This window comes from Cohnella faecalis (genome assembly GCF_003570905.1).
Classification (GTDB): domain Bacteria; phylum Bacillota; class Bacilli; order Paenibacillales; family Paenibacillaceae; genus Cohnella; species Cohnella faecalis.
Genome location: NZ_QXJM01000027.1, coordinates 1 through 14560 on the forward strand (window position 1 = coordinate 1; position 14560 = coordinate 14560).

13 protein-coding genes, 1 pseudogene and 1 other annotated feature (1 of these 15 cut by a window edge) are annotated in these 14560 nt (G+C 56.5%); of the genes and pseudogenes, 13 read left to right on the forward strand and 1 reads right to left on the reverse strand.

The genetic code is table 11. From position 1 onward, the window contains the following. Positions 1-85: 85 nt before the first annotated feature. The 11 genes and pseudogenes from D3H35_RS34650 to D3H35_RS05920 all read left to right on the forward strand — a co-directional run bounded on the left by D3H35_RS34650 (position 86) and on the right by D3H35_RS05920 (position 10255). Positions 86-499, forward strand: a complete 414-nt coding sequence (locus tag D3H35_RS34650) for a hypothetical protein (protein WP_158593989.1) — start codon at positions 86-88, stop codon at positions 497-499. Positions 500-1729: 1230 nt separating this feature from the next. After that, positions 1730-3985, forward strand: a complete 2256-nt coding sequence (locus D3H35_RS05875) for a DUF4129 domain-containing transglutaminase family protein (protein ID WP_119148198.1) — start codon at positions 1730-1732, stop codon at positions 3983-3985. 170 nt (positions 3986-4155) lie between these two features. Further along, on the forward strand, positions 4156-4686 hold the full coding sequence (locus tag D3H35_RS05880; RefSeq protein ID WP_119148199.1) for a YqeG family HAD IIIA-type phosphatase: 531 nt from the start codon (positions 4156-4158) through the stop codon (positions 4684-4686). Next, the gene (gene yqeH / locus D3H35_RS05885) at positions 4683-5798 is read left to right on the forward strand and encodes a ribosome biogenesis GTPase YqeH (RefSeq protein ID WP_119148200.1); all 1116 of its coding nucleotides are present in this window, start codon (positions 4683-4685) and stop codon (positions 5796-5798) included. Before D3H35_RS05880 ends, yqeH begins: the two co-directional genes overlap by 4 nt. Positions 5799-5821: 23 nt before the next feature. Then, positions 5822-6673, forward strand: coding sequence for a shikimate dehydrogenase (gene aroE / locus D3H35_RS05890; RefSeq protein WP_119148201.1), 852 nt, complete (start codon positions 5822-5824; stop codon positions 6671-6673). Between the two features lie 25 nt (positions 6674-6698). Beyond that, a complete protein-coding gene (yhbY, locus tag D3H35_RS05895; RefSeq protein ID WP_119148202.1) occupies positions 6699-7001 on the forward strand; it encodes a ribosome assembly RNA-binding protein YhbY in 303 nt (100 codons plus the stop codon). A 26-nt stretch (positions 7002-7027) separates the two neighbouring features. After that, positions 7028-7615 (forward strand): nicotinate-nucleotide adenylyltransferase, encoded by a 588-nt coding sequence (nadD, locus tag D3H35_RS05900; protein ID WP_119148203.1) that lies wholly within the window; start codon positions 7028-7030, stop codon positions 7613-7615. Then, positions 7605-8191: pseudogene (gene yqeK / locus D3H35_RS05905) on the forward strand (bis(5'-nucleosyl)-tetraphosphatase (symmetrical) YqeK). Before nadD ends, yqeK begins: the two are co-directional and overlap by 11 nt. Before the next feature lie 3 nt (positions 8192-8194). Then, entirely contained in the window at positions 8195-8539 is a 345-nt protein-coding gene (rsfS, locus tag D3H35_RS05910) for a ribosome silencing factor (RefSeq protein ID WP_119148204.1), read from the forward strand. Then, positions 8536-9444 carry a CvfB family protein gene (locus D3H35_RS05915; RefSeq protein ID WP_119148205.1) on the forward strand — a complete coding sequence of 303 codons (909 nt, stop codon included), beginning with the start codon at positions 8536-8538 and terminating at the stop codon, positions 9442-9444. Before rsfS ends, D3H35_RS05915 begins: the two co-directional genes overlap by 4 nt. A 1-nt stretch (position 9445) precedes the next feature. After that, positions 9446-10255 (forward strand): class I SAM-dependent DNA methyltransferase, encoded by an 810-nt coding sequence (locus D3H35_RS05920; RefSeq protein ID WP_267901351.1) that lies wholly within the window; start codon positions 9446-9448, stop codon positions 10253-10255. Positions 10256-10430: 175 nt separating this feature from the next. Here D3H35_RS05920 and D3H35_RS05925 read toward each other — a convergent pair whose 3' ends face one another. After that, positions 10431-12650 carry an MMPL family transporter gene (locus D3H35_RS05925; protein ID WP_119148206.1) on the reverse strand — a complete coding sequence of 740 codons (2220 nt, stop codon included), beginning with the start codon at positions 12648-12650 and terminating at the stop codon, positions 10431-10433. A gap of 144 nt (positions 12651-12794) precedes the next feature. Here D3H35_RS05925 and D3H35_RS05930 point away from each other — a divergent pair, with 144 nt between their 5' ends. Continuing rightward, positions 12795-13436 carry a TetR/AcrR family transcriptional regulator gene (locus D3H35_RS05930; protein WP_147355760.1) on the forward strand — a complete coding sequence of 214 codons (642 nt, stop codon included), beginning with the start codon at positions 12795-12797 and terminating at the stop codon, positions 13434-13436. 31 nt (positions 13437-13467) lie between these two features. Further along, positions 13468-14385 carry an HPr(Ser) kinase/phosphatase gene (gene hprK / locus D3H35_RS05935; RefSeq protein WP_119148208.1) on the forward strand — a complete coding sequence of 306 codons (918 nt, stop codon included), beginning with the start codon at positions 13468-13470 and terminating at the stop codon, positions 14383-14385. 159 nt (positions 14386-14544) lie between these two features. Beyond that, positions 14545-14560: a binding site (T-box leader), on the forward strand; it runs 201 nt beyond the window's last position.

Consider the following 14560-nt stretch of genomic DNA (forward strand, 5'->3'; position numbering starts at 1 on the left):
TCGAATTCGAAGGCACTTATAACTTGCCCGAAGCGCAGCTTGACCGGTTTCTAATGAAAATCAAGCTTGGCTATCCCGACATCGCATCCGAAAAAAGGCTGATCATGGAGCCCCGGGCCAGCCGCGCCAGCGACAACATTCAAGCCGTCGCCACCGTCGAGGACGTCGCCGAGATTCAGAGGCTGGCGGCCGCCGTACATCTCGACGCGAGCGTGGCCGATTATTTGATCGCGCTCATTCGCGGCACCCGCGAACACGCTTCGATTCTGCTCGGAGCGAGTCCCGCGCGACAGTCGCCCTCGCTTCGGCCGCCAAAGCCTATGCGTTCCTTCAGCATCGCTCATTCGTTTTGCCTGACGATATTAAAGCAATGGCCGTGCTCGTGCTGGGACATAGGCTCCACCTTCGTTCGGAAGCCCGCATGCAAGGCACCAACGCGTCTTTCGTGCTCCAAGACGTCATGCGTCGCATCGCGGTTCCGGTCGGATCGGAGCGTTGAGCATGAATCGGCTGCTTTTTCCCGGATATGGTGGCTGAGCGGCTTGCTCTATGTCAGCTCGCTCTTATACTTGTTGTTTCAGGGCGGCAAGACGTCGCTTATGCTGTTCGCCATTTTGAATGTGTTAGGTTTTTATTTGCTCTTGGGAAGATGGAGCGGGATCGGCGGAGTCGCCGGCGACAGGCTGGTGGATTCGGCGGGCGTCAGCCTGTTGACCGCAGGCAATCAATTGAAGGTGAAGCTGCGGATGCAGGTGCCCGGCATATGGCCGATTCCGTATATAATCGTCAGGGACAAGCTCGTGAGGACGTCGGGAGGAGAATCCCAGGTGTACGAGCTGTCGTTCGTGCCCGATTATCGCCGTCGCGGCGAAGTCAGCTATGAGACGGCTCCTCTGCGCAGAGGCAGGTATCGGTTCCAAACGACGGAATGCTCGACGAGAGATATATTCGGGCTTTTCGAGCACCGGGGCTCCTTCGAGCAGCAGGCCGATGTCACCGTCATGCCTCGTATTATCGAGTTGAAGGAATGGCGGCTGTTTCGCCGTTCGGACAGAGGAATGTTTCAGCAGACGTATTCCTCGCGCTGGGCCAAGGAGACGACGCAAATCGACGGAGTGCGGGAATACATCCACGGGACCGGTTTTCCCGGATTCATTGGAATGCAACCGCCAAGACAGGGCAATGGAAGTCGAAGGAGTATGAACGGGAAGCTTTGCCGCGAGTCGTATTCGTCCTGGACCGCAACGCGGCTTCCTACCGTACGCCCGAACTGTTCGAGCTCGCTCTGTCGACCGCGGCCTCCCTTGTGGAGCTGTCGCAGCAAAAAGGAATGCAGATCGGATTCGTGTCGGCGGGCCGCATCGCCTCATACTTCGGTTCCGGCCATGCCGGGTATCGCGCGAGGAGGTGCTGCACCATCTGGTCGATGCCGAAGCGGACGGCTCGGAGAAATTAGGCGATATTATCGGCCAAATTATCGAGCGCTACGAGCCCGGCATTCAAATCATCCTCATTAGTCCGTTCAAGGAAGATAAGACGCTTGCTTCGCTTAGCTCGCTGGAAAGCAGACGGATGGTCCCTTGCCTCATCCATGTAGCCGAGCAAGTCGAAATGCCGGACGAACAAAACCGGCTTCGGCTATGGCGGCAAATCAGCAGGTCGAAGCAGTGGGATTGGTTCAGCGTCAAGAAATTGGACGATTTGCCGCGAGTATTGGGGTGGGCTCGGCATGAAGACGGCTACCGCATCGCCTCAAGGGCTGCCCTCGCTTCGTTCGCTCAAGGAAGCGTCCTTTTGGCATCAGCTCATCCTGGAAAGGCTCCACAGGCTGTTCGCGGCGATTATCGTCCTGCAGCTCGTTCAATGCTTCGGAAGCTTCTGGTGGGAAGAGACGTACTCCATCATTTACGGCACGGTAACGGTAACGATCCTTTTGGAGCTGTTGTCCTCGCGAGGATATTATTGGAAATTTGCCGTGCAAGTGATATTTGCCGCTTTGTTTACGCTAGCGTTCGCGCCCTACTTCCATTGGGACGGATGGCCGGATAACTGGCATTCCATCGAGCAGCTTCGCCATTTGATCGTTTTTCACGCAAGACAGCTTCATCCGTTCATCGAGATCGCAGCTGGCGTCGTGTTGTGTATACGGCTGTTGTCCTGGATTGGCGGCAGCAGACCGGGAGTCGTCGCCGTGATCGTAGGCTCGCTGGGCTCTATGGCAATCGCCGATTCTTTCTTTCCGCTGGAGCTATGGACGAACATTGCCTGGATTGTCGTAGCGGGCCTGGGCTGGCTGTTCGTCCTTCATTTGAAACAGCTGCGCAGCCGGCATCCCGACAGTTGGGAGGCATTGGCCGAACGGCCGTTCGAGCTGTTCGTTCCCGCCATCCTTATCATCTCATTACTCATGATCTCGGGCATCTTCCTGCCTCGCGCGCCGGTCATATTGAAGGATCCGTACACGATGTGGACCGAGGCTCAAGGGAAAGAAGTGCCCGCGTTCGCCGGAGAAGGCGGCGTCGTCAAGGTCGAGTCGTCTACGAAGAGCGGCTCCTCCCAATCGGGATACGGGCGCGACGACCGGACGATCGGAGGCGGCTTCGATTTCGATTATTCGCCGGTCATGACGGTAACGACGACGCGCAAAAGCTATTGGCGCGGCGAGACGAAGGCGGTATACACCGGAAAAGGCTGGAGCGACCGCAAAGACCCGGAGGTCATCCCTTATGTATCGGGCAGCAAGCAAGTGCTTTCGCTTGCGGGTGAAAGAAGCAAGGAAGCGAAGACGGAGCAAATCGTCCAGACGTTCACTTTTCAGCGCAAAGACAAAATTCCCGTTCTGTTCGCGGCGGGACCGCTCGCCCAACTGCAGGACATCAAGAGCAGCGACAACGTCGCTCTGAAGTGGAATCCGAACGAGTGGGAGCTTCGATTCAACAAAGCTTCCCGCACGGAGTCGTACACCGTCGTCTCCAACGTTCCCGTTCTCGACGAGGATCTCCTTCGGCTAACGCCCGACGTTGCAGACGGCGGCGCCTCGATCGACATCGCTCCGTATTTGCAGCTGACGGATAAGATTCCGCAGCGCGTAAAAGATTTGGCCGTTCAGGTTACTTCGGAAGCCCAGGCTACCAATTCCTACGATAAAGCCAAAGCGCTGGCCGCGTATTTGCAGGTTACGTATCCGTACAACAATAAGCCCGATATTAGCAAGCGGCAAAGCGAAGACGTGGTCGATGCGTTCCTGTTCGAAATCAAGGAGGGCTACTGCGATTATTATTCGACGTCGTTCGTCGTCATGGCCCGATCGCTCGGCATTCCCGCAAGATGGGTGAAGGGCTATGCGACCGGCTTCGATCCGGCGAATAACGAACGCATGCGTTTCGGCGCTCCGCCCGATCCGCTTGGAGCGGGCACTTATACGGTTAGGAATGCCGATGCCCACTCGTGGGCGGAGGTCTACTTCGAAGGATATGGCTGGATTCCGTTCGAGCCGACCTCGGGATTTACCGTTCCTCAAGCTCTGCCGGAAGGCAAATCGCTGGAGCCGGTTATCGACTCTCTGCCTGCGACGGAGTCGGATGCCGACGAGTCCAACAACGAGAGCTTCGGCTGGCTGCTGCCGGCTGGAGGAGCGGCCGGGTTGTTGTTGGTTGTCTCAGTCATTCTATGGCGTGTCCGCAATCGCAATTTCTCGCTGCTGTGGAATAGAATCCGGTATTCGGGAACGAGTCCGAACGGGCGAATCGTCCGGGAGATGGAGAAGCTGCTGCGGTTCATGAGCCGCCGCGGAATGCGCCGGGAGCCTCACGAAACGTTGCGCGAGACGTTCGCGCGCTGGGGAAGCAAGTTCGGATCGCTTCGCGCCGATTTCGACGGCGTTCTGCAGCAATTCGAGCGAGCCAGATATGGCGGCGAAGGCGGCGACGCTTCGGCCGTAGCGGAGTTCTCGGCCGCGGCCGAGAAGATTCGCAAGGCACTTTGACGCTGATGCAAGTTGCTCGTTAACGGCAGCGTAATTTCGAAGGGGCTGACTCGAAGTTCTTCGCGGACTTGGAGGCAGTCCCTCTTTTTTTGCAAGGTCTCGCAAGGGTGTGGTATATTTTTTTCATGATTGGACGCGATTCCATGTTCGTATAGACAGGAGATTGTACCATGTTTGAGCGGCTGTTGCCCGATCAAATCGTAAATACCGTATTCGATATCGATTTGAACGCATTGAAATCCCAAGGGGTTCGCGGCATTATTACGGACCTCGACAATACGCTAGTCAGCGCCAAGACGGCGCTTGCGACTCCAGAACTTATCGCATGGCTGGACCGTGTGGAGAAAGCCGGCTTCAAGGTTGTTATCTTATCGAATAACAACGGCTCGCGCGTATCCAAATTTGCCGAGCCGCTAGGCATTCCGTTTATTCCGATGGCGCGCAAGCCGCAAGGCAAATCATTCCGCAAGGCACTCGTCCTGCTGGAGCTATCCGCCAATCAGGCGGTCGTCGTCGGCGATCAGATGATGACCGACGTATTGGGCGGACGGCGGATGGGCCTGCATACGATACTGGTTACGCCGATTGCCCGCGGCGAGGAAGGCTGGGGCACACGTATCAACAGGCGGATCGAGAAGTTCGCGCTTGCAAGGCTTAGCCGAAAAGGGCTATGGCCCCTCAAAGGAGGGAAAAAGCCATGACGGAAAAAACAACGATCCGTTGCGCAGGCTGCGGCATTCCGCTGCAGAGCGAAGACAAGAATATTCCCGGCTACGCTCCGGAATCGACTTTGTCACGGGAGGAAGCCATCTGTCAGCGCTGCTTCCGCATTAAAAATTACAACGAAGCATCGTCCATCACCGTCGATCAGGATGAATTTTTGAAGCTGCTCGGCGGCATTGCTTCCACGGACAGCTTGGTCGTCCATATCGTCGACCTGTTCGATTTCGAAGGAAGCATTATTTCGGGGCTGCAGCGGTTCGTCGGCAACAACCCCGTTCTGCTCGTCGTTAATAAAATCGATTTGCTGCCCAGAGTGACGAACTGGAACCGTCTTCGCAACTGGGTTCAGAAGCAAGCTCGCGAGAGCGGGCTCAAGGTGATCGATACGGTGCTGTGCAGCGCGCGGCGCAATATCGGCTTCGACCGGGTCGTGGAGACGATCGGCAATCTTCGCGGCAGCCGGGACGTCTACGTCGTCGGGGCGACGAACGTCGGCAAAAGCACGCTCATTAACCGCCTTATTTCGGATTACAGCGATTTGAAGCGGGAGCTTACCGTCTCCCGTTACCCCGGCACGACGCTCGATGCCGTTCAAATTCCTCTGGACGACGATCGAAGCATCATCGATACGCCGGGGATCGTCTATGAATCGCGGCTGACCGAAATTATCCCGCGCGGGGATCTCGGCTCTCTGCTGCCCGACAAGCCGCTGAAGCCGCTAACCTATCAATTGAACGAAAAGCAGACGCTATTTTTCGGCGGGCTCGTTCGATTTGATTTTGTGGAAGGCGAGAGGCAATCGTTTACCGTCTACGCTTCGGGAGCTTTGCCCGTTCATCGCACGAAGCTCGAGAAGGCGGATGCGCTGTACGAGGAGCATAAGGGAGTAATGCTGTCTCCGCCGGGCAAAGACGAGCTTGCGTCGATGCCGTCGTGGACGCGGCATCGTCTGCGCATTCCGAAGGGATCGTCCCAAGATATTTTCGTCTCGGGGCTTGGCTGGATCAAGGCGAACGGAACGGCAGGCGCCGTCGTCGACGTGCATGCGCCTCGCGGCATTAAAGTGATGCTGAGGGATTCGATGATTTAGGTTGGAGAGGGGAACCATTCGGAATGGACAGCCATACGGTATTGTACGGGGTCATCGGCGACCCGATACGCCATTCGAAATCGCCGATTATGCTGAACCGGGCGTTCAAGGAAACCGGTGTTAACGGAGCTTACGGCGCTTTTCACGTCGCCTCCGAACGGTTGGGGGACGCGATTAACGGAATCCGGGCGCTCGGCTTTCGCGGATTGAACGTTACGATTCCGCACAAAATCGAAGTGATGGCTTACCTGGACGATATCGACGAGAGCGCGCGGGCGATCGGAGCGGTCAATACGATCGTGAACGACGGCGGGCGGCTCGTCGGCTTCAACACCGATGGAATCGGCTACGTTCGCTCTTTGATGGAAGAAGCGGAGCCCGATCTTGCCGGCAAAAGGATTGTGGTCGTCGGAGCGGGAGGAGCTTCCCGCGGCATTCTATGGGCGCTTGCTCGCCAGCGGCCGGGAGCCGTATGGCTTGCGAATCGGACGCAGGACAAAGCGAGCGAGCTGGCCGACGATTTGGGCGGCAAGGCGAACTCGATAGAAGCGATTCCATGGGAACGGCTGCGCGAAGCATGCGGCGAAGCCGACATCGTCGTCAATACGACATCGGTCGGGATGTCGCCGAACGTCGAAGCCGTTCCGCTCGACCCGGCTTGGCTGAAGCCCGGCGCGGTAGCCAGCGATCTTATTTATAATCCACTGACGACGGCGTTTCTGGAAGGCGCTCGGCAACAGGGCTGCCGAATTCATGGCGGTCTTGGGATGTTCGTCTATCAGGGAGCTTACGCTTTTGAATATTGGACCGGGCTTCCGGCTCCCGTCGCGGCGATGCGGGAAGCGGTGCTGGAATCGTTCGGGCAAGCGAAATGATAAGAGAAGGAAGCAGGTACACATTATGTTGACTGGCAAGCAAAAAAGGCATTTGCGCTCTTTGGCGCATCATCTCGACCCGATTTTCCAAGTTGGAAAAGGCGGAACGAACGATCATTTGGTTCGTCATATTGAAGAGGCTATCGAATCGCGCGAGCTTATCAAGCTGTCTGTGCTTAATAACTTCGAAGGCGACCGCGACGAAATTGCCGCAGAGCTTGCCGACAAGTCGGGCTCGGAGCTCGTGCAAGTCATTGGCAAGACGATCGTTCTCTATAAGCAAGCGAAAGAAGAGAAAAATCGTACGATCGTGCTCCCACGCAAGTAGTTCACATACGAAAGGCGGGACTACACATGCGGCGGATAGGACTGCTTGGCGGAACGTTCGACCCGGTTCACTACGGCCACCTGCTTGCGGCCGAGTCGGCCAGGGAGGCGGCGAAGCTGGACGAAGTTTGGTTCATCCCGACCTTCGTTCCGCCTCATAAGCCGAAGCCCGGCGCAGGCGCCGAGGATCGCGTCGCCATGCTTCAAACGGCCATCGCTCTTTGCCCCGAATTTCGGGTAGAGCCGATCGAGCTAGGCAGGAAGGAAACCTCCTACACGATCGAGACGGTCGTTACTTTGCAGGAGCTTCATCCGGACTGCCAGTTTTACTGGATTGTCGGGTCGGACATGGTCAAGGATTTGCCGAATTGGCGAAAGGTTGAAGAGCTCGCCGAGAGAATCGCCTTCATCGGGCTGGAACGTCCGGGCGAGCCTTTGGGCGATACGGAGCTGCCCGTGTTCATCCGAAGAAAGCTGCATCGGGCCTCTATGCCTCCGATAGGAGTATCGTCTTCGGAAATACGGCGCCGCGTTAAGGACGGCGGCTCGATCCGGTTCATGGTTCCCGGCGAAGTCGCGGAGCATATACGGAGGTGCGGACTCTATGAAGCTTGATTGGGATAAGCTGAGGGAAGCGACCAAAGGGCAAATGCCGGAAAAAAGGTGGAAGCATACGCTAGGCGTCGTCGAAACGGCTATTAGCCTGGCGAACCGCTTCGGCGGTAATGCGGAGAAAGCCGAGCTGGCCGCATTGCTTCACGATTACTCCAAAGCCTGGCAGACCGACCGGATGGAACGGATCATTCGGAGGAAGGCTTGTCGGAGGAGCTTTTGTATTTTGACAAAGAGCTTTGGCATGCGCATGTCGGAGCTTGGGCGGTGGAGAAGGAGCACGGAATAGACGATCCCGAGGTGCTGGACGCTATCCGTTACCATACTTCCGGGCGAGTAGGCATGACGCTTCTCGACCGGATCGTCTGCTTGGCCGATTATATCGAGCCGGGCAGGGATTTTCCGGGCGTGAATAAAATCCGCAAGCTGGCGGAGCATCAATTGGAAGAAGCGCTGACAGCAGGCTTTGACTCGACGATCTCGTTGCTGCTGGAAAAAGGAAAACGAATTTTACCGCTTACGGTGATGGCGCGCAACGATCTCATACGATTGAGGAAAGAGCAGAATAAGGGAGGCTGAGACATGGCAGAAACAGCGGAAAAATTGTTAAAGACGGTCATTGACGGAGCAGAGGACAAAAAGGCCAACGAAGTCGTGGCGCTGAATTTGAAAGGCATTTCTTTGGTTGCGGATTATTTCGTCATTTGTCACGGCAACTCGGATACGCAGGTGCAGTCGATCGCGACGGAAATTCGCAAGCGCGCGGACGAGCTGGGCGTTCGCGTTCGCTTAGAAGGAATGGATACGGCCCGTTGGGTGCTGATCGATATGGGCGACGTCGTCGCGCACGTCTTCCACCGGGACGAGAGAGAATATTACCATCTTGAGCGTCTATGGTCCGACGCCAAGGTCGTGACTCCCGTATGAGCCTGCTCGCAGGCACGGTAACGAGAGTATTCGTTCGACGCGAGCTGCCTCCATACGGGTGGTTCGTAGGCGAAGACGAGTCGGAGGGGCCGGATGTGCTGCTTCCGTACGGCGAAGCGGTTGTGAAGCGGCCCGAGCCGGGCGACGATATCGATGTGTTTCTTTTTCACGACGACAAGGGTCGGATGACGGCGACGCAACGGACTCCGCTTATCCGATTCGGAGAGATGGCAAGGCTTCAAGTGGCCGACTTCAACCCGAAGTTCGGTTACTTTCTGGAGATGGGAATCGGCCGCCAGCTTCTTCTTCCCGTGAAGGAGATGCCGCCGGAGCGTCGCAAAGTATGGCCGCAGAACGGAGACGAGCTGCACGTCGTCATGAAGCGGGACAAAGAGGGGCGAATGCTTGCCCGTCTGGCCAAGATCGACGATTTCGAGCCTGTCGTGTTCCGCGCTCCTTCCACTTGGAAGGGAGAATGGCAGGAGGCGTATGTGACCGACGTGTTCCGCGACGGCGCGTTCGCCTTGGTAGAGGGCGGAATTCTCGGCTACGGAGCTCTTGGGTATATTCATGACGGAGTAATGAGCCACCCGCTTCGGATCGGAGAGAAATTCCGTTCGCGCGTCATCCAGGTTAGGGATGACGGCAGAGTCACTCTGGGTATGAGACCGCCGAAGGAAGAAGGAAGGCTGGAGGATGCCGACCGTATACTCGCTTTTTTGAAGGAACGTCCCGGCGGCGGAATGCCTTACTCGGATGCGACGGAAGCGGATATCATCACGAAGCGGTTCGGAATCAGCAAGTCGGCGTTCAAGCGCGCGCTTGGCAAGCTGATGAAGGACGGTCTCGTGGTGCAAAAGGGAGCCTGGACTTATCTGAGCGGCGAAGGGCAAGGAGAGAAGTAACTTGGCGAGTTCTTATCGGCAGTTCGCCTCGGTGTACGATCGTCTGATGGAAGAGATGCCGTACTCGGAGTGGATGAGCTTCGCGAGAAAATGTTGGCAAACGTACGGAATGCCCCGCACGGTCGTCGATCTTGGATGCGGTACGGGCAACCTGTCGATTCCGCTGGCTCGTTCCGGCTTTCAAGTGTTCGGAATCGATCTTTCGTCGGACATGCTGGCGATCGCCCGCGGCAAATGGGACGAATCGTCCGTTCGAGGGCTTCGCTCGGAAGAAGGCTCCATTCGCTGGCTGCAGCAGGATATGCGCGATTGGGAGCTTCCCGAGCCGGTTGATGCCGTCATTAGCTTTTGCGATTGCCTCAACTATTTGACGGACGAGGATGGCGTTGTGGACGCTTTGCGCTGCACTTATGACGGCCTTGCGCCGGGCGGACTGTTCTTGTTCGACGTTCATGCGCCTTCCCAACTGGAGCGTTACGCCGAAGAGCAGCCGTTCGTCTACGACGAGAAGGATATCGCTTATTTGTGGACGAGCGAGTACGAGGAAGAGGCTCGCGTTATCAGACATGATCTTACTTTTTTCGTGCGGGAAGAAGCGGTCGGCTCGGGAGGCGGCAACGGCGGCGGTCTCTACCGGCGGTTCGAAGAGTCTCATGAACAGCGCGCTTACGAACCCGAATGGATAACGGCGCAGCTGGAGCGGATCGGATTCGAGCTGCTTCACCGGTGTGCCGATTTCAAATGGGACGAGCCGGACGAGCGGTCCGAGCGGTTGTTCTATGTGGCAAGGAAGCCTTCGCGGAACGGTTGACCGTTGGGCTCCTTATTGCAAAATCCCCTTCGCTCAGGAGGACGGGCTTAAGCCCGTCCCTGAGCGAAGGGGATTTTGTTTTAAGCCGCCGAAAGGTTAGGAGCAAGTGCCCCAGCGGGAGGAGCTCCCGCACATTCGGCGAAAAGCGTGCCGAGTGCGTCCAACACCTTGCTGCCTAAGAGCTGCGGACGTTACGTTCTTCGATTGGCGCGTACTTGCCGGGCCAGAATGCGCGGCGGCCGAGAAGCGTCGTGATGGCGGGGACGAGGAACGGCCTAACGACAAACGTGTCGAGCAGTACGCCGATGGCCGTGATCGTGCCGAACTGGACGAGCACCTGTATCGGCAAGGAAGCCAGGACGGCGAACGTGCCTGCCAGGATGAGTCCTGCCGACGTGATGACGCTGCCTGTTTCTCCGACTCCTTCGCGAATCGCTTGCTTGAGCGGCATCGTTTTTCGTTTTTGCCAAATGCTCGAAATCATGAAGATGTTGTAGTCCTCTCCCAACGCGACGAGGAAAACGAACGAATACAGCGGAATCGAGCCCGAGATAGCATCGACTCCGAACCCGAAGTGCAGAACGAGCCAGCCAAGCCCGAGTGCTGAAAAATAGGAGAGGATGACGGTCAGCACCAGGTAGACGGTAGCAACGACGGAACGAAGGTAAACGAGCAGCAGCAGGGTGATCATGCCGATAATGATCGGAATGATGACTCGCGTATCGCGGTCCCCGGTTACTTTGGTGTCGTGCTGCTCGGCTGTCTGCCCGCCGATCCATACGCTGTTCTCGGGCGAATCGGCTCCTGCTTTTTGCAAGGAGCTTTCGACGGCTGCGCGAAGATCGGGGATATGTCCCATCGCCTCCAAGGAATATGGATTCATGGATAACGTGACATCGTAGGCCACAATCGATGGCGTTTCCTTGCCGATAGTCGGCTTCGACAGCTCGGCTACGTACGGCAGTGCTCTGAGGTCATTCTCCAGCGACACCGCCTTGCCTTGCGTGTCCGCCATGACCTTGACCGGGGCGAGCTCTCCTTCGGAAAACTTTTCGCCGATCGTCTTGAAGCCTTCGCGGGAAGCCATATCCTCCGGGAACGACGACAAAATATCGAACGTAAATTTGATTTGGGGAGTGAAAGCGGCAAAGCCTCCAAGAACGATGATGGATGCGATGACGATCAAAGCCGGACGCTTGACGACGGCCGAGCCGATTCGATAACGGGGAGCGGCAGCGGCATGGGGAGCCGGCTTCCCTTTTTTTCGTGCCCGTTCGGCTTGCATTCCTTCCGTACGCGGCACGAACGGCCAGAACGAAGCCCGCCCGATAATGGCAAGCAAGGCGGGAACGAGCGTCAGACTGGCGATGCCCATGACGAAGATGGCAATGCTGAACGGAGCGGCGAAGCGATGATACGCTCCGTATTCCGCCGCCAGTAGAGCCAGAAGCGAGAGCACGACGGTAAAGCCGCTCATCGCGATAGCTCCGGAAGCTCCCGAGAACGCGGCGCGCAGCGCTTTTCCTTTGTCGCCTTCCGTTTTCAGCAGCTGACGGAAGCGGGCGATGAGGAACAGGCAATAGTCGGTTCCCGCTCCGAACAAGAGAACGGTCATAATCGATATGCCTTGAGAGTCGACCGTAATCCAGCCTTCGTGAGCCATCCAACCGAGCAATGGGCCGATGACACCGTACGCGAATCCGACTGCGACTAGCGGAATGAAAGCGAGAATAGGCGAACGGTAGATAAGCAGCAGCAGAGCGAGCACGAGTACGACAGTCGCCATCAGCAGGGCGAAATCGGCGTTTTTGAACAGTCCAGTCGCATCGATCTGTATGCCGACAGGCCCGGTCGCTCGTGCGGTTAGCTCGTTGTCGCTGCCGGCCGCCGCTTCGAACGGGTTGGCTCCCAATAACGCCGCCGCGTCCTCTTTTAGCTTATCGACGCCTTCCTTGAGTTGATCCGTATCCGCCGATTTGCTGAAAAAGACCGGAGTGACAAGCGTACTGCCGTCTTCGGATAACTGTCCCTTCAGAGCTGCAAGCGGAACCTGATGAAGGGGCGGGATGGAAGTCTGGTGCGGGACGGGAGCTTCGGTCCATTGCCCGGAAAGCTTCTGGATGTGCTGCAAGTCTTCATCCGTCAATCCTGTGCCCCGATGCCAGACGAGCAAGGCGGGAATGTCGGCGCCCCCGGGAAACTCCCGATTCGCCAACGCTTCCGCTTGGACGGATGGCTTGGAGTCGGACAGGTTCGGAGCGTTGTTCTTTTCTTCATTATTGACGGATGGCAGAAGGGCGCTCATAAGTCCTGCAGCGGCGATCCATATAAGAAGCGTTACCCAGCGGCTCCATTTGCCCGTCACCCATTTGGCCAATCCCGATTTCGGATTCATTTTGTCGTGTGCCCCCTCTAAATCTTCCGGTCTGATGATCGAAACGATGTTTTAGGATATAATGGTTTAACGCAGTTTGTATTAATTATATATACCGGAAGGTTAATTATGCAACTTTGAAATGTCGGGTAGGTGAAGTTCTCGATGTCAAAATCGAAAGAACCGGCCAAAAGATCGCCCGGGCGGCCGAAAGTCGTCGATCAAGGAACGCTTCCGATGAGGGATGCCATTCTGAGAATGGCGTCCGCTTTATTCATGGAGATGGGGTTCGAGCCTGTATCGGTTAATCAGGTGGCCGAAAAAACCGGTGTGACCAAGGCTTCCGTCTATTATTATTTCACGAGCAAAGCGGAGCTGTTCACGGCATCGGTATCTGAAATGATGGGGCGAATTCGGGAGAGCACGTTATACCATCTGCGGCAAACGGGAGATTTGAGAACGAGATTAAATCAACTTGCCGCCGCCAAGCTTCGCCATCCTCATATCGAGTTCGAATCGATGATGAGGGAAGCGATGCCATCGCTCTCCGAAGAACAGAGGGAGAGAATCCGTTCCGCAGAGCAACGAATCCACGATGCGGTGACGGACGGGTTTATCGAGGCGATGGAAAAGGGAGAGATTGCAAAAGCAAATCCGCTGCTGCTCTCGCATGCTTTCGGATCTTTGCTTATGATGGGCAATCGCGCCTCCGAGCTGGCTGGCGGTTCGTCCGGAAAGCCTTTGGCCGAGCAGATCGTCGATCTATTTTGGTGCGGGATCTCGCAAAATTCGAATGGAACGGTTTGAATGGCATGTACCGATAAGAGGAGGTAACGAAGTGAAGTCCATTCCGGTTCAAAGCTTGGTGGATCGATTCCAGCTTGAAGTATTGGCAGGGGAAGAAAGGCTGGATCGAAGCATTACACGCTCCAGATCGCATCGTCCGGGACTTGAATTCGTCGGTTACTTCGATTTTTTTCCGATGGAACGCGTTCAGGTGCTCGGGAGGAAGGAAATCAACTATTTGCATAAGCAGACCGCCGAGGAGCGGAAGCTCCACATCGGCAACGTCGTCAAATATCATCCTCCTTGTTTCATCGTAACGACGAATCAAGACGGGCTCAAATATTTAATGAAGTTTTGCCAGGAGGAAGGAATCCCGCTGCTGCGGACAGCCGAAACGACGACGGAGTTTATCGCCAAGCTCGATGCTTATCTGATCAAGGAGCTTGCTCCGGAAATTTCCGTGCATGGCGTGTGCTTGAACGTATCGGGAATCGGTATTCTGCTGCGAGGCAAGTCGGGCATCGGCAAAAGCGAAACCGCCCACACGCTCATACGGAGGGGACACCGGCTCGTAGCCGACGATATCGTCGTGCTCAAGAAGCTAAGCCCGCATACGCTGCTCGGTTCGCATAACGGGGTGACGAAGGAATTTCTCGCGCTGCGGAGCATCGGGCTCGTGAACGTCGTTCGCTTGTACGGACGAAAGGCTTTTCAAGACGAGACGCGTATCGTGCTCGATATCGAGCTGTGTCCTTGGAAGGATCAGGCGCTCAACAACGATCTGGAGCTTGAGGCGAAATACACCGAATATCTCGGGGTACGCATTCCTCATATCGAAATTCAACTGCAGCCGGGACGGGACGTCGCGGGGATGATCGAAGCTGCGGCGAACAATTGGTATTTGAAGCAGCAAGGCTATAGCGCGGCGGAGGAGTTCATGAAGCGGCTCGAGGGCGAGATTCGCAATTGAGGGAATGGATGGGATCTCGTCCCACTGTTTCGCGTCCGCACGCTTTCTCTGGGCGAATGTGTGGGAACGTGTCGGAAGGTGCAGGGCAATATGCCTGAAAGTGCGGCAGCGTCAACAGCTTGACATCTTTTGCTTCGGGTGGCTATAATCAGGGCATATGTTAGGGCAGTGAACA